The 22,866-nt window shown below is 65.6% G+C and carries 18 protein-coding genes; 12 read left to right on the plus strand and 6 right to left on the minus strand.

Annotated features, from left to right (window positions below; genetic code table 11):
- Nucleotides 1–9 precede the first annotated feature (9 nt).
- Entirely contained in the window at nt 10–582 is a 573-nt protein-coding gene (locus BUB09_RS13050; protein WP_072898169.1) for a UPF0149 family protein, read from the minus strand.
- 69 nt (nt 583–651) lie between these two features.
- Here BUB09_RS13050 and argA point away from each other — a divergent pair, with 69 nt between their 5' ends.
- From argA to BUB09_RS13065, 3 genes are read left to right on the plus strand one after another with little or no spacing between them, the layout of a single operon-like run.
- On the plus strand, nt 652–1,971 hold the full coding sequence (gene argA, locus BUB09_RS13055) for an amino-acid N-acetyltransferase (RefSeq protein WP_072898170.1): 1,320 nt from the start codon (nt 652–654) through the stop codon (nt 1,969–1,971).
- A 21-nt stretch (nt 1,972–1,992) separates the two neighbouring features.
- On the plus strand, nt 1,993–3,366 hold the full coding sequence (locus BUB09_RS13060) for an adenosylmethionine--8-amino-7-oxononanoate transaminase (protein ID WP_072898171.1): 1,374 nt from the start codon (nt 1,993–1,995) through the stop codon (nt 3,364–3,366).
- The gene (locus BUB09_RS13065) at nt 3,366–4,100 is read left to right on the plus strand and encodes a 16S rRNA (uracil(1498)-N(3))-methyltransferase (RefSeq protein ID WP_072898172.1); all 735 of its coding nucleotides are present in this window, start codon (nt 3,366–3,368) and stop codon (nt 4,098–4,100) included. Before BUB09_RS13060 ends, BUB09_RS13065 begins: the two co-directional genes overlap by 1 nt.
- A 27-nt stretch (nt 4,101–4,127) precedes the next feature.
- On the opposite strand, the gene BUB09_RS13070 is transcribed toward BUB09_RS13065, so the two are convergent.
- Nucleotides 4,128–5,375, minus strand: a complete 1,248-nt coding sequence (locus BUB09_RS13070) for a DUF445 domain-containing protein (RefSeq protein WP_072898173.1) — start codon at nt 5,373–5,375, stop codon at nt 4,128–4,130.
- A gap of 67 nt (nt 5,376–5,442) precedes the next feature.
- The gene (locus BUB09_RS13075) at nt 5,443–7,455 is read right to left on the minus strand and encodes an AsmA family protein (protein ID WP_072898174.1); all 2,013 of its coding nucleotides are present in this window, start codon (nt 7,453–7,455) and stop codon (nt 5,443–5,445) included.
- A 163-nt stretch (nt 7,456–7,618) separates the two neighbouring features.
- On the opposite strand from BUB09_RS13075, the gene BUB09_RS13080 reads away from it, so the two are divergent.
- The 5 genes from BUB09_RS13080 to BUB09_RS13100 all read left to right on the plus strand — a co-directional run bounded on the left by BUB09_RS13080 (nt 7,619) and on the right by BUB09_RS13100 (nt 14,443).
- Nucleotides 7,619–8,215 (plus strand): DNA-3-methyladenine glycosylase I, encoded by a 597-nt coding sequence (locus BUB09_RS13080; protein WP_072898175.1) that lies wholly within the window; start codon nt 7,619–7,621, stop codon nt 8,213–8,215.
- 500 nt (nt 8,216–8,715) lie between these two features.
- On the plus strand, nt 8,716–10,638 hold the full coding sequence (locus BUB09_RS13085) for a PrkA family serine protein kinase (RefSeq protein WP_072898176.1): 1,923 nt from the start codon (nt 8,716–8,718) through the stop codon (nt 10,636–10,638).
- Nucleotides 10,639–10,676: 38 nt separating this feature from the next.
- Nucleotides 10,677–11,906, plus strand: coding sequence for a YeaH/YhbH family protein (locus tag BUB09_RS13090; RefSeq protein WP_072898177.1), 1,230 nt, complete (start codon nt 10,677–10,679; stop codon nt 11,904–11,906).
- The gene (locus tag BUB09_RS13095; RefSeq protein WP_072898178.1) at nt 11,903–13,420 is read left to right on the plus strand and encodes a SpoVR family protein; all 1,518 of its coding nucleotides are present in this window, start codon (nt 11,903–11,905) and stop codon (nt 13,418–13,420) included. Before BUB09_RS13090 ends, BUB09_RS13095 begins: the two co-directional genes overlap by 4 nt.
- Before the next feature lie 150 nt (nt 13,421–13,570).
- Nucleotides 13,571–14,443 (plus strand): zinc metalloprotease, encoded by an 873-nt coding sequence (locus tag BUB09_RS13100; RefSeq protein ID WP_084083422.1) that lies wholly within the window; start codon nt 13,571–13,573, stop codon nt 14,441–14,443.
- Nucleotides 14,444–14,509: 66 nt separating this feature from the next.
- On the opposite strand, the gene cysS is transcribed toward BUB09_RS13100, so the two are convergent.
- On the minus strand, nt 14,510–15,883 hold the full coding sequence (gene cysS / locus BUB09_RS13105; RefSeq protein WP_072898179.1) for a cysteine--tRNA ligase: 1,374 nt from the start codon (nt 15,881–15,883) through the stop codon (nt 14,510–14,512).
- A 102-nt stretch (nt 15,884–15,985) separates the two neighbouring features.
- On the opposite strand from cysS, the gene BUB09_RS13110 reads away from it, so the two are divergent.
- Nucleotides 15,986–17,176, plus strand: coding sequence for a tetratricopeptide repeat protein (locus BUB09_RS13110; RefSeq protein ID WP_072898180.1), 1,191 nt, complete (start codon nt 15,986–15,988; stop codon nt 17,174–17,176).
- Nucleotides 17,177–17,197: 21 nt separating this feature from the next.
- On the opposite strand, the gene ilvD is transcribed toward BUB09_RS13110, so the two are convergent.
- Together ilvD and BUB09_RS13120 are read right to left on the minus strand one after the other, a co-directional pair.
- Nucleotides 17,198–18,898, minus strand: a complete 1,701-nt coding sequence (ilvD, locus tag BUB09_RS13115; protein WP_072898181.1) for a dihydroxy-acid dehydratase — start codon at nt 18,896–18,898, stop codon at nt 17,198–17,200.
- Nucleotides 18,899–18,983: 85 nt separating this feature from the next.
- Nucleotides 18,984–19,595: a phosphoadenosine phosphosulfate reductase domain-containing protein gene (locus tag BUB09_RS13120; RefSeq protein WP_072898317.1), complete on the minus strand. Its 612-nt coding sequence runs from the start codon at nt 19,593–19,595 to the stop codon at nt 18,984–18,986.
- Nucleotides 19,596–19,728: 133 nt separating this feature from the next.
- Between BUB09_RS13120 and BUB09_RS13125 the strand changes: the two genes are divergently transcribed.
- The 3 genes from BUB09_RS13125 (at nt 19,729) to BUB09_RS13135 (ending at nt 22,794) form a co-directional block, all read left to right on the plus strand.
- Nucleotides 19,729–21,318 carry a GAF domain-containing protein gene (locus BUB09_RS13125; RefSeq protein ID WP_072898182.1) on the plus strand — a complete coding sequence of 530 codons (1,590 nt, stop codon included), beginning with the start codon at nt 19,729–19,731 and terminating at the stop codon, nt 21,316–21,318.
- 67 nt (nt 21,319–21,385) lie between these two features.
- A complete protein-coding gene (locus BUB09_RS13130; protein ID WP_072898183.1) occupies nt 21,386–22,081 on the plus strand; it encodes a TVP38/TMEM64 family protein in 696 nt (231 codons plus the stop codon).
- Nucleotides 22,078–22,794: a hypothetical protein gene (locus tag BUB09_RS13135; protein WP_072898184.1), complete on the plus strand. Its 717-nt coding sequence runs from the start codon at nt 22,078–22,080 to the stop codon at nt 22,792–22,794. Before BUB09_RS13130 ends, BUB09_RS13135 begins: the two co-directional genes overlap by 4 nt.
- The last annotated feature ends 72 nt before the right edge of the window (nt 22,795–22,866 follow it).

Genomic DNA, 22,866 nt, shown 5'->3' on the forward strand with positions numbered 1-22,866 from the left:
GCCTGCGGGCTAGTGCAGCGTCGGCTGCCCGTCATCGGGCGCCGGGCGGTGGGTCTGCGGATTGAGTTCGAGGAATACGAGCTGGGCGCCAACGCGGATGTATTCGATCAGCTCGGCGTAGGCCGATTCTTCGATGTCTTCGTTGTCGCCAGCGTCGATGCCGGCCTGGGTGAACTGCGCCAAGTCCTGGATGATTTCGCGCAGTTCTTCGGAGCAGGTGCTCAGGTCGATCTTGCGGCGGCTCGACAAGCCGTACAGAAAGCCCTGGCACCACATCGTCAGCGCGTAGACGCGTGCGTCGAGCGGGATCTCGTCGCCGGGCAGCAGCGGCGCAAACACCATCTGCGACGAGTTCAGCGCCTTGACCGTCTGCGTGCCGAGCAGCTGCAGCAGCGCTTCGGCATCGGCGTCGGGTTGGTACTCCTCGACGTCGGCGTCGATCAGGTCGACCGCGTTGAACGTGGCGGCGTCCTGGACGCACAGCGCGCCGCACAGCGTGCCGTGGAACTCGGAGGCCTCTTCGGCGCTGCCGAGCCGTTCCAGCGCATGGGCCAGATCGGCATAGGGGATTTTGTTTTCCATCGGCCGATTATAGGCCCAGGGCGCCGCACCACGGCCGCCCGTGCCGCAGGCGGCCCGTATAATCGGGCGATGAGCTCGAACTTCGTCGCCTCGCTGCGTTCGGCAGCCCCGTATGTGCACGCGCACAACCAGCGCGTGTTCGTGCTGGCGTTCGGCGGCGAGGCCGCCGACCTACCCGACTTCGACAAGCTGATCTATGACCTGGCGCTGTTGCAGAGCCTGGGCGTCAAGCTGGTGCTGGTCCATGGGGCGCGGCCGCAGATCGACCGCGCACTGCGGCAGGCCGGCCAGGTGCCGCGCGTCGAGCAAGGCTTGCGCGTCACCGATCGCGCGGCGCTGCAATGCGTCAAGGCGGCCGTCGGCGCGCTGCGGATGGAGATCGAAGCCAAGCTGTCGACGTCGCTGGCCAGCACGCCGATGGGCGGCGCGCGCATCCGCGTCGCCGGCGGTAACTGGGTGCTGGCGCAACCGGTGGGCGTGCGCGGTGGTGTCGACTTCCAGCACACCGGCGAGATCCGCCGGGTCGATGCGGACGCGATCCGGCGCGAGCTCGACGCCGACCGGATCGCGCTGGTGTCACCGGTGGGTTACTCGCCGACCGGCGAAATCTTCAACCTGCGCTCCGAATATCTGGCCACGGCGGTCGCCACCGCGATCGGCGCCGACAAGCTGATCTTCATCACCAGCAGCGATCCCGACGGCTGGAAGCTGGCCGACGACACCGGCGACGCCGGACAGCTGTCACTGGCCGATGCCGAGCGCCTGTTGGCCGAAGCGCGGGTCGACGCCGCCGACCGTGGCTATCTGGAAGCGGCACTGGCCGCGGCCCGCAGCGGCGTGCGCCGCGTCCACTTGCTGGGCGCACAAACCGACGGCGCGCTACTGCGCGAGCTGTACACACGCGACGGCGTCGGCCTGATGCTGTACGCCGATGCCGGCTACGACGAAGCCGTGCGCGCGGCGACCATCGACGACGTCGGCGGGCTGCTGGCGCTGATCAAGCCGCTGGAGGCGGCTGGCGTTCTGGTGCCGCGCTCGCGCGAGCAGCTGGAGCTGGAGATCGGCCAGTTCTTCGTCATGGCCCGCGACGGCATGGTGATCGCCTGCGCGGCGCTGATCACGTTCCCCGACAGCCGCATGGGCGAGTTCGCCTGCGTTGCCGTGCACGCCGACTACCAGGGCAGCGGGCGCGCGGCGACGCTGCTCGCCTATGCCGAGGCCCAGGCGCTCAAGCTCGGCCTGAGCTCGCTGTTTGCGCTGACCACCCACACGCCGCACTGGTTCGTCGAACACGGCTTCGTCGCCGGCGCGGTCGAAGACCTCCCCGACGAGCGTCAGCGCTTCTACAACTGGCAGCGCAATTCGCTGGTCCTGATCAAGCCGCTGTGAGGCGGCGCCCACGGTGACGGCATGACCCAAGCCCAAGACGATTTGATGCAGCGCTCGCTGGCCTGCATCTGGCACCCGTGCACGCAGATGAAGGACCACGAGTGGCTGCCGATGGTGCCGATCGCGTCGGCCGAAGGCGTCTGGCTGACCGACACCAGCGGCAAGCGCTATCTCGACGGCATCAGCTCGTGGTGGACCAATATTTTGGGTCACCGTCATCCGGTGATCATGGCGCGGATCAAGCAGCAGCTCGACACGCTCGACCATGTGATCTTTGCCGGCTTCACCCACGAGCCGGCCGTGCAGTTGGCCGAAAAGCTGTGCGAGCTGACGCAGCTCGACCGCTGCTTCTTTGCCGACAACGGCAGCGCCGCCGTCGAAGTGGCGCTGAAGATGAGCGCCCACTATTGGCGCAACGTCGGCCAACCGGCCAAGACCGGCTTCATCGCGCTGACCAACAGCTATCACGGCGAGACGCTCGGCGCGCTGGCGGTCGGCGACAACGCGCTGTATCGCGAGGCTTATGCGCCCATGCTGATGCAGCCGCGCTTCGTCACGTCGCCGGACTGCTTCGAACGCGCGCCCGGCACCAGCTGGGAGGACCATTCGCGGCGCGCGTTCGCGCATATGGAAATGGCGCTCGAACAGCATGCCGCGACCACGGCGGCGGTCATCGTCGAACCGCTGGTGCAATGCGCCGGCGGCATGCGCATGTATCACCCGGTTTATCTGACGATGCTGCGCGAGGCTTGCAACCGCCACGGCGTGCATCTGATCGTCGACGAGATCGCCACCGGCTTCGGCCGCACCGGCATGCTGTGGGCCAGCGACTGGGCCAAGGTTGATCGTGAAAGTGCCGAGCCGATCCGCGGTGATTTCATGTGCCTGTCCAAGGGACTGACCGGCGGCACGATGGCGTTGGCCGCCGTGATGACGACGAACACCGTGTACCAGGCGTTCTACGACGACTACGCCTCGTACAAGGCCTTTCTGCATTCGCACAGCTACACCGGCAACCCGATCGCCTGCGCGGCGGCACTGGCCACGCTCGACGTGCTGGCCAGCGAAAACTGGATGGCGCGCAACCGCGAAGTCGGCCACCTGATGTGGATGCGCATGTCCGAGTTGCTGAGCCATCCGCATGTGGCCGAAGTGCGCCAGCAGGGCATGATTCTGGCCGTCGAGATGATGAAGAACCCGTCGCGGCGCACGCCGTATCCGGCCAGCGAGCGGCGCGGCTTGCGCGTCTACCAGCACGGCTTGGACAAGGGCGTACTGCTGCGGCCGCTGGGCAACGTCGTCTACCTGATGCCGCCGTACGTGATCGAAAGCAAGGAAGTCGAACTGATGACCCGCACGGCGATCGACGGCATCCATCTGGCCACGCGCGACTGATGGCGACGCGGCTGCATGTCGACGCGGCGCTGGCCGTAGGCCAGACGCTGACCTTGCCGGACGGTGCGTTTCGCCACTGGGTGCAAGTGCTGCGCGCCAAGCCGGGCGATCAGGCGCGGCTGTTCAACGGCCACGACGACTATGAATACCGGGCGACGCTGACCGAAGTCAGCCGTCGCGAGGCCTGCGTGCGGATCGACGCTGTCGACACCGTACAGCGCGAATCACGCTTGTCGCTGATGCTCGCGCAAGCGGTGTCCAAGGGCGACCGGATGGACTACACGCTGCAGAAAGCGGTGGAACTGGGCGTGTCGCGGATCCAGCCGCTGATCAGCGAGCGCAGCGTGGTCAAGCTCGACGCCGAGCGCTGGGACAAGAAGCTCGAACACTGGCAGGGCGTGATCGCGTCGGCCTGCGAACAGTCCGGCCGCGTGCGGCTGCCGACGCTGCTGCCGGTGCAGAAGCTCGGCGCCTGGCTGGCCGAGCCGACGACAGAATCGACGATGCTGAAGCTGACGCTGGCGCCGACCGCATCGGCCGCGCTGCGCGACCTGGCCCCGCCTTCTGCGGCCTGTCTGCTGATCGGCCCCGAAGGCGGGCTCAGCGACGGCGAGATCGCGCACAGCGCGCAAGCCGGGTTTGTCGGGCTGCGCCTCGGACCGCGCGTGCTGCGCACTGAAACGGCCGGCGTCGCCGCACTGGCGGCGATGCAGGCGCTGTGGGGCGATCTGTAGTGATCGGCGCCGCGCTGCGATGCGCGGCTAGTGCAGCATCACGAACACTTGCAGCTCCCCGACCAGGAAGCCGAGCGCGGCGCCGACCGCGATCAAGATCCACTCGTCTTCCTTGAACACCGGCCGCAGCATGTCTTCGAATTCTTCGGACGACAGCGCCTTCAGCTTGGTGATCAGCGTGTTGCGGATATCCATCGCGTCCTCGGCATAGCCGGTGGCGTGCCGCACCGTCTGAGGCAACTCCTTGAGGATCGCATCGGCGATCAGCTGTTTGATCTCGACGTATTTGCGCGACCCGACGGCCATCGCCACGATCGGCTTGGCCATACCGGCCTGCTCGTCGACCGCCTGCTTCACATGGCGCTGGATCACCTCCATCAGCCGGTCCGACAGCGGGCCGCTCAAGATGCCCTCGAGCAGCTTCTGCGGCGTCAGCAGCTGATCGGCAATCAGTGCACCGTATTCCTCGGCGACCTCCTTCTGTCGCGCCAGGAACAAGCCCTGTACCTGCAAGCCGAATACGCGCCGCGGACGCAGCGGCCGGAACAGCAGCTGCAAGGCCAGCCAGTCACTGGTCAGGCCGACGATCAAGCCGAACGCCGGCAGAATCCACGGCTCCTTGAAGAATACCCAGGTGACCATCTGCACCACGCCCAGCGCCAAGCCGAAGTAGAAGCCGGCGGTGCCGAAGAACTTGAATTCCTGGCGGCCCGTGCGCCAGAAGATGCTGTTCAGCAGATGCTTGTCGCGTACCAGATTATTGACGACCATCGCCTTGAGGTCGAACACGTCGTCGATGTTGTCGCGGATCTCTTTCATGATCCGGTCGACGATCTGCGGCACGTCGGCCTTGACGCGCTGGTTAATGCGCTGCTTGATGAACTCGGGCAAGGTCAGCCACAGGCCGGGGCCATAGCGCTCGGCCACGTCCTGAACGATCCGGTCCATCGCCACCATCAGCGGCTTTTCAATCTCGGCAGCCACGCGCAGCGGGTCGAGCCGATTGAACACTTCGGACACCGAGATCAGCCGCGACGTCAGCGTCGTGACCGCCATGCCGGCCATTTTCTCGGCCTTGCGCGGCACGATGCCCTGCCAGCCCAGCCACGGACGGATGCCGATGAACTCGATCGGATGGAACATCATCTGGATCGCGACCACCTTGGTCACATAGCCGATGATCGCGCTCGCCACCGGCAGCGACAGGTACACCATCCAATGCTGACGCAGGTCCGCTCCGATCCCCTGCCAATCGATCCACGCTAGCCAGCTCATAACTCTCCCACTGCGTTTCTATTCTTATAGTGGGGAGATTGTGCCGAGTTTGCGGCGGCGTCACACGCTATCGACGATCAACGACGGGCTTTCGCGGTGCTGGATCGGGGCTCGAAGCGGGGGCCGGGCCCGGCTGCTGCAGATCGCGCAGCAGCGCCACACAGTCATTGTCCTGCCCAAGCCCGAGCTGGATCGTCGGAATCAGCGCCGCCAGCGGCGTCAGCAGCGTGCCGAGCACGACGGCCGCCCCGCCGCGCAGCGCCAATGCGCCGGTGTCGGGCCGAACCCGCGGGTTGCGCAGATCGCCGCTGATCTCGATGGGCGCACCGAGCCGGCCGACATTGAGCCGCTTGGGCTGCGTGCGGATGCGGTAGTCGATCCGTTCGCTGGCGAAGTTCACCGACCCGCTGCCGATCACGTTGGCTTCGGTGGTGTCGGCCAGCAGCGTCCGCGTATCGAGCCGGCCGTGTGTCAGGTCGAAGTCGGCGACCAGACAGCGCAGGTCGGCGCGACGCGGCAAGCCCAGCGCCGAAATCAGCGAATTGCCGAGGTCCAGGCCCGCAAGATGGACCAACAGCGCGCTGATGTCGCCGCCGGCCATGAACAGTTTCAACTCGCCGTTGCCCGCGCCGAGCATCGCGGCCATCGAGTTGCCGACTGTGTCGATCCGCGCACTGCCGCCGACGGTGCCACTACCGCGAAACGCCGACAGCTTGTCGACGATCCGCGAAAAGTCCAGCTGTCGAAAATCGATGTCGGCCGTGGTGCGAATCGGGTCGCGGCGGCCGTCGAGCTCGATATTGGCGACGACACTGCCCTTGCCAACGCCGAGCTTCAGCGGCCGCACGCGGATCAGGCCGTCGTCGATCTGCAGATGGCCTTCGAGCCGGTCCACCGGCGTGATCTGGCTTTCGATCCGGTCGACGCGGTAGTGCACGTCGAGGTCGGCTGCACGAATACGCGGCAACGCGATCGGCTTGTCCGGCAGCAGTTTGCCGCTGGCGGGCCGCGCGCTGTGCTGGGCGCGGGTGTCATCAGGCACGTCGGCCTGCCCCGGCCTGCCGCCGATCAAGCCCGCCAGATCGCGCCAGACGACGCGGTCGGAATGCGCGTCGATCCGCACCTGCCGCCGGCCGCCACGTTCCGGCGCCACGCTGGCTTCGCCGGCGATGTCGCTCTGGCCGTAGCGGCCGGCGATCTCGCGAAACCGGAAGCGGCCGTCGGCATAGTCCAGCCGCCCGGTCAGCTGATACGGCGGTGACGGCGGCAGCGGCACGCCAGTCAGCGGATACAGGTCGGCCAAGTTGTCGCCGTTGAAGTCCAGCCGCAGATCGGCGCCGCCGAAGCGCAGCGGGTCGAGCAGGCTGCCGGCCAGGCGCACCTGAGTGCGGCCATTGCGCAGGCGCAGGTCGACCGGGTACGGCCGCTGCGCATCGCGCAAGCCCAGCACCGACCCGCCGACGAAACGCGCCGTGATCGGCGATCCGGCATAGCGGCCGTCAGCCTCCGCTTCGAACCGGTCTTCGTCCGAGGCCGGCTGGGGCCGGGTCCGGAAGCGCAGATCGAAATCGGCCTTCAGCGCGGGATCGACGAAACGCAGATGGCCATCGCTGACGCGCAAGCGGCCGATGTCGACGGTCAGCGGCTCATCCGGGGGGCCGTTAACGGCCCGGGATGGGTCAGGCGTGAACACCGGCAGACGGTAATTCGAACGGCCGTCGGCGCCGCTGACCAGATCGACATCCGGCCGCTGAATCTCGATCTCGACCACGCGCCAGCGCCGGTTAAACCACGCCCAAGGGTCGACGCGGACCGCGACGTGCTCGACACGCAGCAGATGGCCGTCGGAAGGCCAGTCGGGCGGATTGGCGACCGCCAGTCCGTCGGCGGTCAAGCGTGGATAGCGGCCGAGTTCGACGTCGAAGCGCTGCAGCGTCACGGCGCGTCCCAGCGCGGCCGAGGCCTGACGCTCGACCAGCGGCCGGAACCAGTCCCAGTCCCACAGCAACGCCAGCAGCAATGCCGCCGTAATAACGAGCAGCCACCTAAGGCGGCCGCGATGGCGCGGGCCTACGGTCATGCGATTCACATCGACGGCTCCTGGTGGGGACGCGGGCGCCGCCGTCCGCGGCTCGATTGGCCATCGTCGGCTGCCGTGCTGACGGCAGGCTGAGCGTGGTCAGATGGCGCCGCAAGCGGCACCATCGACGGGCAGCCAGCCGGTTGCGCCATCAGGGACGAAGATGCCGTTCATTGAAATCGGTGCCGACGGATTGGCACGCTGCGCGTGGTCCACGGGTTCGGACGCATACCGTCAGTACCATGACCGCGAATGGGGCGTTCCCTGTCGCGATGAGCGGACGCTGTTCGAGTTTCTGGTGCTCGAAGGCGCACAGGCCGGGCTGTCATGGAGCACAATCCTGGCCAAGCGTGAAGGCTATCGCCTGGCGTTCGCCGATTACGATATCGAGCGGATCGCGTCGTTCACCGATGCCGAGCTCGACGCGCTGATGCATAACCCCGGCATCGTCCGCAATCGCTTGAAGATCGCGTCGGTGCGCCGCAACGCACAGGCGATGCTGGCATTCCGGCAGACGCACGGGTCGTTCTCGCGCTGGCTGTGGGCGCACGTCGACGACACGCCGTTGGTCGGCCATCCGGTCGAACGCGGCGACCTGCCGGCGCGCACCGAACTATCCGACCGGATCAGCCGCTCGCTGATCAAGCTCGGGTTCAAGTTCGTCGGCAGCACGATCATCTATGCCTACCTGCAGGCGATGGGTTTGGTCAACGATCATGTCGTCGGCTGTCACCGTCACGTCCAAGCGGCGCACCGGTGACCGTGTCGACTTACCGTCGCATCACGGCGGTGATGACGTTAAACGGATACCCGTCGCCGTCGGTTTTGTAACAAGCCGCGTCTTGCCTAGCCTTTGAGTGTAGAACAAGGCGATGCCATTCCCGCAACGGCATGCTTCCTGCGAAAGTGTCAGCGTGCAGACGCCCTCACGCCCACAGCGGTTGCCCCGGCAGACGAGCCGGACGATGACGCATCCGCTTGGTGAGCTCGACTCATGCGGTCGCCGTCGCGCGGTGACCGCTGCGGCTGCCACCGCATCACGTTCTTTATGACGACAAGCCTCCATCGTGTGTCCGCTACGCGTCACGACACACCGTTCGTTGGGGAATTTCTACCGTGCAGGCGGTCGAAGGTTTCGCTAGCGCAGGGCTTGCATCCAATTCATGCAAGCGTCGAAGTCATCTCATGAAGATGACCCGGCGATGAGTGATAAGTGGTCTTTCCATCAATGCATCGTTTCAGCAATGTGGAGATACAGTCATGGGTTTGCTGAATAGTTTCCGGGAGCAGTACCTGAAGAACCGCGACGAGGAAATGTCGCTCGAAGAGTACTTGCTGCTGTGCAAAAACGATCCGCTGGCCTATGCCACGCCTGCCGAGCGCATGCTGGCCGCCATCGGTGAGCCCGAGATCATCGACACGCGTAACGACACGCGCCTGTCGCGGCTGTTCTCCAATCGTGTGATCCGGCGCTATCCGGCGTTCCGCGAGTTCTACGGCATGGAGGAAGTGATCGCGCAGGTCGTGGCCTTCTTCAAACACGCCGCGCAGGGACTCGAAGAACGCAAGCAGGTGCTGTACTTGCTCGGTCCGGTCGGCGGCGGCAAATCGTCGATCGCCGAGCGCCTCAAGTCGCTGATGGAGGCCTATCCGATCTATGCGATCAAGGGCTCGCCGATCAACGAATCCCCGCTGGGACTGTTCGTGCCCGACCGCGACGGGGCGATGCTGGAAGCCGAGTACGGCATTCCGCGGCGCGTGCTGTCCGGCATCGCCTCGCCGTGGGCGCTGAAGCGGCTCGAAGAATACGAAGGCGACATCAGTCGCTTCCGTGTCGTGCGACTGCAGCCGTCGGTGCTGCGTCAGTTGGCGATCGCCAAGACCGAGCCCGGCGACGAGAACAACCAGGACATCAGCTCGCTGGTCGGCAAGGTCGACATTCGTAAGCTGGAACTGTTCAGCCAGGACGATCCTGACGCCTATAGCTACTCGGGCGGCTTGTGCCAGGCCAATCAGGGCCTGCTCGAATTCGTCGAGATGTTCAAGGCGCCGATCAAGATGCTGCATCCGCTGCTGACGGCGACGCAGGAAGGCAACTTCAAGGGCACCGAAGGCTTTTCGGCGATCCCGTTCAACGGCGTGATCCTGGCGCACAGCAACGAGAGCGAATGGCAGACCTTCCGCAACAACAAGCATAACGAGGCCTTCCTAGACCGCGTTTACATCGTCAAGGTGCCGTACTGCCTCCAGGTGTCGGAAGAAGTGCGCATCTACGGCAAGCTACTGAAGAACAGCTCGCTGGCGAACGCGCCCTGCGCGCCCGGCACGTTGGAAATGATGGCGCAGTTTTCGGTGCTGACACGCCTCAAGGAGCCGGAGAACTCCAGCATCTTCTCGAAGATGCGCGTCTACGACGGCGAAAGCCTGAAGGACACCGACCCGGCCGCGAAGAGCTACCAGGAATATCGCGACTACGCCGGCATCGACGAAGGCATGACCGGCATGTCGACGCGCTTTGCGTACAAGGTGCTGTCGGCGGTGTTCAACTACGACCAGACCGAAGTCGCGGCCAATCCGGTGCACCTGATGTATGTGCTCGAGCAGCGCATTCTGCGCGAGCAGCTGCCGGACGAAACCCAGCGCCGCTACCTGGAGTTCATCAAGGGCTATCTGTCGGCGCGTTATGCCGAGTTCATCGGCAAAGAAATCCAGACCGCCTACCTGGAGTCGTATTCGGAGTACGGGCAGAACATCTTCGACCGTTACGTGACCTTTGCCGACTACTGGATCCAGAACGAAGACTATCGCGACCCCGAAACCGGCGAGTCCTTCGACCGCGCCTCGCTGAATACCGAGCTGGAGAAGATCGAAAAGCCGGCCGGTATCGCCAATCCGAAGGACTTCCGCAACGAGATCGTCAACTTCGTGCTGCGCGCGCGTAGCCAGCACGGCGGCAAGAATCCGAAGTGGACCAGCTACGAAAAGCTGCGTGAGGTGATCGAGAAGAAGATGTTCTCGTCCACCGAAGAACTGCTGCCGGTGATCTCGTTCAACGCCAAGGCCTCGGCCGAGGACAAGAAGAAGCACGAAAGCTTTGTCACGCGGATGGTGACCAAGGGCTATACCGAAAAGCAGGTGCGACTGCTCAGCGAGTGGTATCTGCGGGTGCGCAAGTCGGCGTAGTCGTCATCACCACCGGGTCGTAGCGTCAGGAGAACACGATGTCGATCGTCATCGATCGTCGCTTGAATGATCGCAACAAGAGCGCCGTCAACCGCGAGCGTTTTCTGCGCCGCTACAAGGAGCAGATCCGCAAATCGGTCGGCGACCTGATATCGAAGCGTTCGATCACCGACATGGATCGCGGCGGCGACGTCAACATCCCGTCCAAGGACATCAGCGAGCCGACGTTCCACCATGGCAACGGCGGCGACCGCGAGATGGTGTTGCCGGGCAACCGCAAGTTCAATCGCGGTGACAAGCTCAAGCGGCCCGACGGCGGGGGTGGTGGCGGCAACGGCAGTGGCGACGGTGAAGGCGGCGGCGACGATTCCAGTGACGACTTCGTGTTTTCGCTGTCACGCGAAGAGTTCATGAATCTGTTCTTCGACGACCTGGAACTGCCGCACCTAATCCGCAATGCAATCGGCGATGTCCGCGAGTTCAAGATGCAGCGCGCCGGCTATACGCCCAGCGGCGTACCGGCCAACCTGTCGGTGACACGCTCGCTGCGCCAGGCGATGGCGCGGCGCATTGCAATCGGCGCCCCGCTGCGCCGCCAGATGCGCGAGCTGCAGGCGGCCGAGGTGCCGGCCGACGAGGAGATTGCCGAGCTACAGCGTCGGCTCGACCGGATTCCGTTCCTCGACGACTTCGATCTGCGCTACCGCCATCGCGTCAAGGTGCCGATGCCGATTTCGCGTGCGGTGATGTTCTGCTTGATGGACGTGTCGGCGTCGATGACCGAGCAGAAGAAGGATCTGGCCAAACGCTTCTTCACGCTGCTGTATCTGTTCCTGTCGCGCAAATACCAGCGGGTCGAGCTGGTGTTCATCCGCCACACCGACAACGCGCAGGAAGTCGACGAACAGGGCTTCTTCCACGACCAGCAGAGCGGCGGCACCGTCGTGCTGTCGGCGCTCAAGCTGATGCACGAGATCGCCGTAGCGCGTTATCCGTCCGACGCCTGGAACATCTACGGCGCGCAGGTTTCCGACGGCGATGCGTTCGGCGCCGACCCGGAAAAGAGCCGCGCGTTTCTGAACGAGCAGTTGCTGCCGCTGTCGCGTTACTTCGCCTACATCGAAGTACCCGACGACCCGATGCGTACCAGTCCTTTGTCCTACGCCTACCAGCGGATCGACAGCGACAAGTTCGCGATGTCGACCGTGGCCGGCAAGGGCGAGGTTTATCCGGTTCTTCGCGAGCTGTTCAAGAGAGAGGCCGCGTGAACGCACTGCAACCCACCAGCGGCCCGCTGTCGACCGGCGCCGAATGGAACTTTGAACTGCTGGAAACCTACGACCACGCGATCGCCGACATCGCATTGAATGAGTACCACCTCGACATCTATCCCAACCAGATCGAGGTGATTGCCTCCGAGCAGATGCTCGACGCCTATGCCTCGCTTGGCTTGCCGATCGGCTATCCGCACTGGAGTTACGGCAAGGAGTTCATCCGCAACGAACAGATGTATCGCAAGGGTCAGCGCGGGCTGGCCTACGAGATCGTCATCAACTCCAACCCCTGCATCGCCTATCTGATGGAGGAGAACAGCCTGCCGATGCAGGCGCTGGTGATCGCGCATGCCTGCTACGGGCATAACTCGTTCTTCAAGGGCAATTACCTGTTCAAGCAGTGGACCAACGCCGACGCGATCATCGACTACATGGTGTTTGCGCGTAACTTCGTGATGAAGTGCGAGGAGCGCTATGGTCATGGCGCAGTCGAGGACGTGCTCGATTCCTGCCATGCGCTGATGAGTCACGGTGTCGACCGCTACCGCCAGCCCACACCGCTGTCGGCCGACGAAGAACGGCTGCGCCAGCGCGAACGTGAGGACTACGCCTGGAAGCAATACGACGAGATCTGGCGCACGCTGCCCAGCCGTAACGCCGGCGCCGGCGACAAGCGCGGCAATGAACCGAACTATCCACCGGAGCCGCAGGAAAACCTGCTGTACTTCGTCGAGAAGCACGCACCCAAGCTCGAGCCCTGGCAGCGCGAGATCGTGCGCATCGTTCGCAAGATGGCGCAGTACTTTTATCCGCAGGGCCTGACCAAGGTCATGAACGAAGGCTGGGCCACGTTCTGGCACTACACCCTGCTGAATCGGCTCTACGACAAGGGCCAGGTCGACGACGGCTTCATGCTCGAAGTGCTGACGTCGCATACCAATGTCGTCACCCAGCGCGGCTTCGACCAGCGCGGCTACGGTGGCATCAATCCGTATGCGCTCGGCTTTGCGATGATGACCGACATCCGCCGTATCTGCGAAAACCCGACCGACGAAGACCGCGACTGGTTTCCGGACATCGCCGGCGGTGATTGGCTCAAGGTGCTCGACTTTGCGATGCGCAACTACAAGGACGAGTCCTTCATTGGCCAGTTCCTGTCGCCACGGCTGATTCGCGAATTCCACCTGTTCGCGATCGCCGATCACGCGCGCGACGAGCATTTGCTGGTCGACTCGATCCACAACGAGCAGGGTTATCGACGCGTGCGGCAACTGCTGTCGCAGCAGTACAACCGCGACGGCTTGGTGCCCGACATCCAGGTTACCCGCTACGACCATCGCGGCGACCGCTCGCTGACGCTGACGCACCGGCGTCATCGCGGGCGCCCACTCGACGACAGCGCCAGTGAGGTGATGAAGCATCTGGCGCGGCTGTGGGGCTTCACGGTCAGGCTGCAGACCCAGGACGACAGCGGCAAGGTCGTTGACCAGCAGGAGACCCGGGCTTGATTGGCCTGATTCAGCTCCATCGGGCCATCAATCGGGGGCATCCGAGGCTCTGACGACGCCGTCAGCTAGGTTCCGGCTCGAATATTGGTTACCGTTTGGCGTCGCGAGGCCGGGTGGGCCCGCATTCCACGTACATCAGGGAGAACCAATATGAAGATCCGTTCGATCGGCCGCGCCAGCGCGGTCGCCGCATGGCTCGTCGTCAGCATGGCCGCTGCACAGGATTCAGAGTCCAGCCTTAGCCGCCGCTGCATGACCGTCGAGCCCAACGCCACCCAGCGTCTGGACATCGACCGCAAGCTCGGTGACTTCCTGCAGGCGCGCGCGCAGCGTGGCGCCAGCCCCTATCGCGCAGCGGGCTCGGTGCTGGTTCCGGTCTATGTGCACGTGATCAACAACGGCAGCACGCTGGAGCAGGGCAACATTCCGCAGTCGCAGATCGATTCGCAGCTCAGCGTGCTGAACTCGGCCTATGCCGGCACGCCGTTCCAGTTCACGCTGGCGGCGGTCGACCGTACGACCAACGCCGACTGGTACACGATGTCGCCGGGTAGCGCGGCCGAGAAGGCGGCCAAGACGGCACTACGCAAAGGCGGCGCTGGTGCGCTGAACCTGTACACCGCCAATCCGGGCGGCGGCTTGCTTGGTTGGGCCACGTTCCCGAGCAGCTACAAGGCACAGCCTTCGCTCGACGGCGTGGTCGTGCTGTACAGCAGCGTGCCGGGTGGCGCGGCCGCGCCTTACGACGAAGGCGACACCGGCACTCACGAAGTGGGTCACTGGCTGGGTCTGTATCACACGTTCCAGGGCGGCTGCGGCCTCCAGGGCGACAGCGTCAGCGACACGCCTGCCGAACGTAGCCCTGCGTATGGCTGCCCGACCAGCCGCAACAGCTGCCCGTTCAAGGCCGGCGACGACCCCATCACCAACTTCATGGATTACGTCGACGATTCCTGCATGTTCCAGTTCACGCCGGCTCAGTCGACGCGGATGGACCAGATGCACCAGCAGTACCGCAGCTAAGCTCGCGTCCGCTGGATTAGCCAATAAAAAGCCGGCCCGAGGGCCGGCTTTTTATTGGGCGCTGGCTTATGCGTAACGCCAGCGGGTGCCTTGGGCGCTGTCTTCGATGATCACGCCCTGCGCGGCGAGTTCGTCGCGAATCCGGTCGGACTCGGCCCATTGCCGCGCCTTGCGGGCGGCGCTGCGAGCCTCCAGCTGCTGCTCGATCTGCTCGGCACTGAGCGCCGAGCCGGCCGGCTGCTGCGAGAACCAGGCGATCGGGTCCTGCTGCAGGATGCCGAGCAGCGCGCCGGCATCGAGCAGCTGTGCCTTGAGCCGTGCCTTGTCGTCGACGCTCTGCGCCTTGTTGGCGCTGCGCACCAACTCAAACAGCTCGGCCAGCGCCATCGGCGTGTTCAGGTCGTCTTCGAGCGCGGCGACGAAGGCATCGGGCGCCGTGACGCCCGTCGCCGGCACGACGTCGGCCAGATCACGCAGCGCACCGTACAGGCGATCGAGCTTCTTGCGCGCATCGCTGGCCACTTCGTCGGTCCAGTCCAGCGGCTGACGGTAATGGCCGGTCAGCAGTACCAGGCGGATCACTTCGCCCGGCAGCGTCTTGAGCAGGTCGCGCACCAGCAGCACGTTGCCCAGCGACTTGCTCATCTTTTCGTGGTTGACGTTGACGAAGCCGTTGTGCAGCCAATAACGGGCGTACGTCGCGCCGCCATGCGCGCAGACGCTCTGCGCGATCTCGTTCTCGTGATGCGGAAAGATCAGATCGTGTCCGCCACCATGGATGTCGATGCTGTCGCCGAGCACGGCTTCGGACATCGCCGAGCACTCGATATGCCAGCCCGGCCGGCCGCGGCCCCAGGGCGAAGCCCAGCCCGGCTGATCGTCACTGGACGGCTTCCACAGCACGAAGTCGCCCGCGTGACGCTTGTACGGCGCCACTTCGACGCGAGCGCCGGCCATCAGCGACTGCTCGTCACGCTTCGAAAGCCGGCCGTAGTCGGCAAAGCTCAGCGTGTGAAACAGCACATGGCCTTCGGCTGCATAAGCGTGACCGCTGCCGATCAGCCGCTCGATCATCGAAATGATCTGCGGTATGTGCTCGGTGACCTTGGGCTCGGCGTCGGTCGGCGCCACGCCCAGCGACGCCAGGTCTTCGTGATACGCAGCGGCATAGCGGCTGGTGATCACGCCGATGTCGACGCCTTCGCGCGCGGCGGCGGCGTTGATCTTGTCGTCGATGTCGGTGATGTTGCGGGCGTAGACCACGCTCGGATACCGCCGCCGCAGCACCCGCGCCAGCGTGTCGAACACCACCGGCGGGCGGTAGTTGCCGATGTGGGCGAACGAATAGACGGTCGGCCCGCAGACGTACATCGTCACCCGGTTCGGGTCCAGCGGAACAAAAGCTTCCTTCTGCCCGGTCAGCGTGTTGTGGAATTGCATGGAAGGCGGCGGTACCCGAAAGAGGGCGCAAGGATAGCCGGCAAGCCCGAACGCCGGTAGCGGCGCTATGCTGCGGCTCCGTCGCCTGCGCCGGAGCGCGCCATGCCGATCCGTGTCCTGTTGCGGGATTTGTCATCGCGCTGCGCGAGGCCGCTGAGCGGGCTGATCTGCTTGCTGCTCGCCGGCTGTGCCGGCATGCCGAGCAGTCAGCCGCTGACCCGCGCCGAACGGGATTGGGTGCTGCAAGGCGCAGGCTTGATCGAACCCCGCCGCGTTGACGACCTGCCGACACCGGCCTCGCTGCTGGCCGTCAGCGAGCCGATGCGCGCGTTTGCACAGCGCAGCGTCGCCGGCATCAGCGGCACCAGCGCGCGGCTCGACGCGCTGACCCGCGCCATGAACGGCGACGACGGCCTGGGGCTGCGCTACGACGCGCTGGCAACGCTGAGCGCCGAGCAGGCTTTCATCCAGCGTCGTGCCAACTGCCTGAGCTACACGATGCTGCTGGTCGCACTCGGCCGCGAAGTCGGTATCGATGTCCGCTTCAACGAAGTCGACGTGCCGCCGATCTGGGATCTGCGCGATGAAACCCGCGACGGCTTCCTGATGTATCGGCACATCAATGCCCGCGTCGAATCGTCGGTAACGCGCTTCTTGATCGTCGACGTCACGCCGCAGGAATACGACGGTAACTTCCCGCAGCGCGTGATCAGCGACCGTCAGGCGCTGGCCCAGTACTACAACAACCGCGCGATCGAACGTCTCGGCGACGGCAGTCCGGAGGCGGCGCTGCCCTATGCGTTGCGCGGGCTGTCGCTGGACGAGGAGCCGGCCTACCTGTGGACCAACCTCGCCCACTTGTATCTGCGCCTGGGACAGCCGGCTGCGGCCGAAGCCGCCGTGCGCCGCGGGCTGCAACTGGATCCCGCCGACAGCAGCGCCTACGGCACCGTGGCCAGCGTCTACGATGCGCTGAAGCAGCCGAGTGCGGCAGCGCGATTCCGGCGTGCCGCCGAGCGGGCACAGCAGCGGAATCCGTACTACCACTACCAGCTGGCACGGCAATCACTGGAGCGTGGCGACGACTTGCTTGCGTATCAGCAGATGCGCCGCGCGATGAAGCTCGACGCGCACGACCACCGCTTCTTCTTCCTGATGGGCGTGATCCTGGCGCGGCTCGACCAGATGGACCTGGCACGCAGCAGCATCGAAGTCGCGATCCAGCTCAGCAGCGATCCGCAGCAGCAATCGCGCTATCGCAACAAGCTGCAGCGGCTGCGACCCTTGAGCTAGCGGTCGCAGCTGACGGCGCGCTTATTCGCCGCCGTCGGTCACGGCGCCGCGATCGGCACCGCTGACCAGCCGCGCGAACTTGCCGAGCACGCCGCGGGTGTAGCGCGGCGCCGGCTGCTTCCACGCGGCGCGGCGAGTCGCCAACACATCGTCGCTGACATTGATCTGGATCAGCTGCTGATGCGCATCGATCGTGATCGAATCGCCTTCCTCGACCAGCGCGATCGGACCGCCGACATAGGCTTCGGGCGCGACATGGCCAACGACCATGCCCCAGGTGCCGCCGGAGAACCGACCGTCGGTGATGAAGCCGGTGCTCTCGCCCAAGCCGCGACCGATGATCGCCGAAGTCGGCGCCAGCATTTCCGGCATGCCGGGGCCGCCCTTGGGGCCGATGTAGCGGATCACCAGCACGTCGCCGGGACGGATCTTGTCGGCCATGATCGCGTCCATCGCTTCCTGCTCGGAATTGAACACGCGTGCCGGGCCGGTGATGCTCGGATTCTTCAGGCCCGTGATCTTGGCGACGGCGCCATTGGGCGCCAGGTTGCCCTTCAGGATCGCCAGATGGCCCTTGGCGTACAGCGGCTTGTCGAACGGACGGATCACGTCCTGATCGGCGCGCGGCTCAGCCGGCACGTTTTCCAGCTCCTGCGCCATCGTCTTGCCGGTGATGGTCATGCAGCTGCCATCGATCAAGCCGTGAACCAGCAACATCTTCAGCACCTGCGGCACGCCGCCGGCCTTGTGGAAGTCGACCGCCACGTACTGGCCTGACGGCTTGAGATTGCACAGCACCGGCGTGCGCAGACGCACGCGCTCAAAGTCTTCGAGCTTCCACTCGACGCCGGCAGCGTGGGCGATCGCCAGGAAGTGCAGCACTGCATTGGTGCTGCCGCCGGTGGCCATCACCAGCGCCACGGCGTTTTCGATGCTGGCGCGCGTGATGATGTCGCGCGGGCGCAGGTTGTTGCGGATCGCGTCGACCAGCACGCGCGCCGAATGCGCGACCGAATCGGCTTTCTCCGGGTCCGGATTGGCCATCTGCGAGCTGCCCATCAGGCTCATGCCCAAGGCTTCGAACGCGCTCGACATCGTATTGGCGGTGTACATGCCGCCACAGGCGCCGAAACTCGGGCAGGCGTTCTTTTCGATGCCTTCGAAGTCTTCCTGGCTCATGTTGCCGGCAGCGAACGCGCCGACCGCCTCGAACGAGGAAACGATGGTCAGATCCTGGCCCTTCCACTTGCCCGGCTTGATCGTGCCGCCGTAGCAGAACAAGCCCGGCACGTTCATCCGCGCCAGCGAAATCATCACGCCCGGCATGTTCTTGTCGCAGCCGCCGATTGCCAGCACGCCGTCGAGGAACTGGCTCTGGGTCGACACTTCGATCGAGTCGGCGATGACCTCGCGCGACACCAGCGAGTACTTCATGCCCTCGGTGCCCATCGAGATACCGTCGGTGACGGTCGGGAAGCCGAACGTCTGCGGCATCGCGCCGGCGGCCTTGAGCGCCGCCGAGGCCCGGTTCGCCAGCGGATCGAGGCCGGCGTTGCACGGGTTCATCGTCGAATGGCCGTTGGCGACGCCGACGATCGGCTTATCGAAATCGCCATCACCGAATCCGACGGCGCGCAGCATCGCGCGGTTGGGACTGCGGGCGACGCCGGCGGTGATCGTGTGGCTGCGGCGGTTCGGACGGGGGTCGACGGGCTCGGACATGGCAATTCCTTAGCTGATAGGCCTGCGGGACGGCGCGGAGAATACACCAAGCCCGGCGCTGATCCGCGGCAAGGGCGCGCTGCGCTTAATGCGCCAGATGCAGTCCGCACTCCCGGTGCTCGTCGACCTTGGTCGGGTCGAAATAGTCGAAGTTGTTCGGCAAGTCGTGACGCTTCAGGTATTCGTGCAGCTGACGGGCAGTCCAGCCCAGCAGCGGCGCCACCTTGATCAAGCCATCGGCGCTACGCGACACCGGCTGCATCCGCGCACGCTCGGCCGTTTCCTCGGCACGAATCCCGGTAATCCAGACCTTGGGCGCCATTTCGGCCAGCGCGCGTTCGAACGGCTCGATCTTCACTTCGCGACTGAACGCCTCATGTCGAGGATCGCCGGGCTCGGGCACCGGCCCTTCAACCGCCTCGCGGTGCGCTCGCGAGCGGCGCGGATGGACGATCTGCAGATTCAGCGCCAGTCGCAGCGCCAGGGCCTCGGCGTAGCGATAGGTTTCGGGCGTGTTGTAGCCGGTATCCATCCACAGCACCGGCATGTCCGGGCGCCGCTGCGTGACCATGTGCAGCAGCACGCCCGAAAACGGGCTGAAGCTGGTGGTCACCAACGCCGGGCCGGGCTGCGACACGGCCCATTCGATCAGACCGGCGGCGTCCTGCCCCGGATGCGGATCGGTCGCGTCGGTTATCGTCGGTTGCGCATCATCGCGTGTCACGGGGCTTCCTTTCGCCAGCCGTCAGGGCTGCGGATAATGCATACAACATGGGCACGCTCCCCTTCCGTTCAATGTCATTGCCGAAGCCGGCCGGTTTGCACCGGCCATGCTGAGCGCCCGCTGGCTGCGCTGGCACCTGCTGGCCGCCATCTTGATGAGCTTGGCCTGGGCCGGCGCACTGCTGTTGCAGCAGCAGCACCGCGAGCAGCAGGGAATCGATCAGGATCAGCAAGCACTCGATCGCGCCGAGAGCCAGCTGCTCGATCGCTTTGCCGACATGGTCAACGACCTTCGATTCGTCGCCAGCGCGCACGAACTGCACCGCGTGCTGACCGACCGCTCCGACTCCGCGGTCGACGGCGTGACCGCGCTTTTCGAGGCCTTGCTGCGCGACAAGCCCGGCTATATCAGCGCGCGCCTGTTCGACGACGAGGGACGGATGCTGGCGCGTGTCGACCGGCGTGGCGATCAACTGCGACGCCTGCCACCCGCGACCTTGGCGCGAAGCGACGGCCAAGACCTGTTCGACGCGGCCAGAGTGCTGCAGCCGCGCATGGTCTATCTGGCACGACTGGCGCTGGAAGTGGACAACGGCACGCTGGCGCTGCCGCACCGCCCGCTGCTGCGTGCGGCCGTGCCGCTGCGAATTCCCGGCCGGCCCGCGATGGTGCTGGTACTGGATCGGGATGCCGCGCCGCTGCTGGACGGCGTGGTGCGACAGATGAACTCGCCAGGGGCCCAGGCGATGATCGTCGACGACCTCGGCTACTGGCTGCATCACCCCGAAGCCAGTCAGCGCTGGGGCGCGCAACTGGGCGCTGGCACCAGCCTGGCGCGCCGATACCCGGAGACCTGGGTGGCCATTCAGGGCGCGCGCGGTGAACGTCGCGACGACAGCGGGACATGGTCGTACCGGCCACTGCGGCCAGCGCCAACCATCAGCGGCATCGCCGGTCCGATCGCGGCTCATGGACTATGGCTGCTGGTTCACCGACCCAAGCAAGTCCTGTGGCTGCCGCAACGCGTGGTCGATGATCCGAGGTTTTGGATCGTCCAATTGCTGATGCTGATCTTCAGCGGCCTGCTGGCACAGCAGCGCAGCCGACACCACCACTGGCGCCGCCAGCAGCAGCAGGCGCTGCAACAGGTCGAAGCCGGTGCGCAGGCGCAGCGCGACATGCGCGAACGGGTCTACCGGCTCGGGCTGAGCCTGCAGACCGCTACGACGCTACATCGCTTCGGCGAAGTGCTGCTTAGCGAACTGGCACGGGTGCTCCCGCTATCGGTCGGCGCGCTGTATCTGAGCGACGGGCGCTGGCTGCGCGCAATCGCCGGCTATGGCTTGCCCGATGACGTGACGCTGCGCCAGTTCAAGTCCGGCGAAGGCCTGCTCAGCGAGGCGCTGGCGAGCCAGCAACGCATCACGCTCGCCAAGCTGCCACCGGACTATCTGGAAGTGCGCAGCGCGCTGGGCCAAGCGCCGCCCAGCCAGCTGTTGCTGGTGCCGCTATGGCTGCGCGCCGACAAGCTCGGCGTGCTCGAACTCGGCTTGACCCAGCCGCTGAGCGTGATCGCCGAGCAGACGCTGCGCCAATGCCTGCCGCTGATCGCGCTGCATCTGGCCAATCTGCGCCAGCGCCCCGACACCGACGAGACGCCATCGGACAAGACGCCGACGGCGGCGGTTCAGGCTTGATGCGGCCGGCCGGTCTAGCATCGGGCTCGTGGCGCGACCGCGCCGACCCCGACCGACACGACCCACGATGCCTCTGAAACGCTGGCTGCTGCCGGCCCTGCTGCTGCCCAGCGTGGTGCTGTACTACGCGCTGGACCTGCATCACGTGCTGACGCTGGAGACGATGAAGGCGCACCAAGCGGCGATCGAAGCGTTCCGCGACGCGCATCCGGTGCTGACGGTCGGCGCCTTTCTGATGGGCTTCATCGGCATCGGCCTGCTGCCGTTGCCGGTGGCCGCGCTGCTGTCGGCGATGGCTGGCGCGCTGTACGGCACGGCGCTTGGCTTCGTCGTTGTCACGTTCACATCGACGCTCGGCGCCGCTGCCGGTTTCATGATCGCGCGCTATGGCCTGCGCGAGCCGCTGGCGCGCCGATACGCCGATCAGGCGCAGCTGATCGACGCCGGCATTGCCCGCGACGGCGCGCTGTACCTGCTGACGATGCGCTTGGTGCCCGTGCTGCCGTTCTCGCTGATCAACCTGGCGTTCGGCCTGTCGGCGATGCGGCTGCTCACGTTCACGCTGGTCAGCCAGCTCGGCATGGCGCCGTCGGCGCTGCTGTTTGCCAATGCAGGTCGCGAGCTGTCCAAGCTCGACAGTCTCGACGACTTGATGTCCCCCGGCGTCATCGCCAGCCTGACGCTGGTCGCGGCCTTGCCTTGGCTGGGCCGCGCACTGGTGACGCTGGTTCAGCGCCGCCGCTACCACGAGGAATCCCGATGATCCGCTGGCCCTTCGTTGTGTTGCTGCATCGGTACCGCCGTCTGGCGGGTGCCTTGCTGATCGGCTGGCCTGCACTGGCGCTGGCCGCCGGCGGCAGCGCCACACTGCAGACCTTCGACCCCGACGGCGAAGCGGTCACGGTGTCGATCGAGACCCTCGACGGGCAGCGGCTGCGCCTGGCCAGCCCCGACCACCCGGAGGCCTACCTGCTGATGCTGGGTTCGCGCACCTACAACGTGATGCAGTTCGGCGGCATGCCGCTGGTGATGGACGCGGCCGACATGCTGACGCAGATGGGGGCACCGATGCCGGCCGCGCCGGCACCGACCGACGACATCCGCAAGCTCGTGTCGCTGGAGCCGACCGGACAGCCCGAAACCGTCGCCGGCATCGTCGGACAACGCCAGCGGCTGCGCTATCTCGACAGCCAGAACCAGATGCGCGAAGAAGAGGTCGTGACCGCGCGTGATCCGCTGCTGCACGAGCTGAGCATGGGCATGTACCGGGCTGGCGTCGTGATGAGCGCCGCCGCAGGCGTGACTGCGCCCGACGGCAGCGATCAGTTGGCGCGGCAACTCGATGCCAAGGGCCTGGGCCTGCTGCGGATGGGGACGCGGATGCGCGTGATCGCCGTCGATCGGCGTGCGCCCCCGGTTGCCCGCTTCGAGCTACCCGCCGAGCCGATGCAAGGCTTCCCGCCGCTGCTGGAGTAGCCGTCACAAGCATCGTCACGAAAGCTTCACCCGCCTGAAATCCACGCGTCGCGGCCGGTCAGCAGACTGGCC

Origin of the sequence: Hydrocarboniphaga daqingensis (genome assembly GCF_900129825.1) — a bacterium.
GTDB classification, from domain to species: Bacteria; Pseudomonadota; Gammaproteobacteria; order Nevskiales; family Nevskiaceae; genus Hydrocarboniphaga; species Hydrocarboniphaga daqingensis.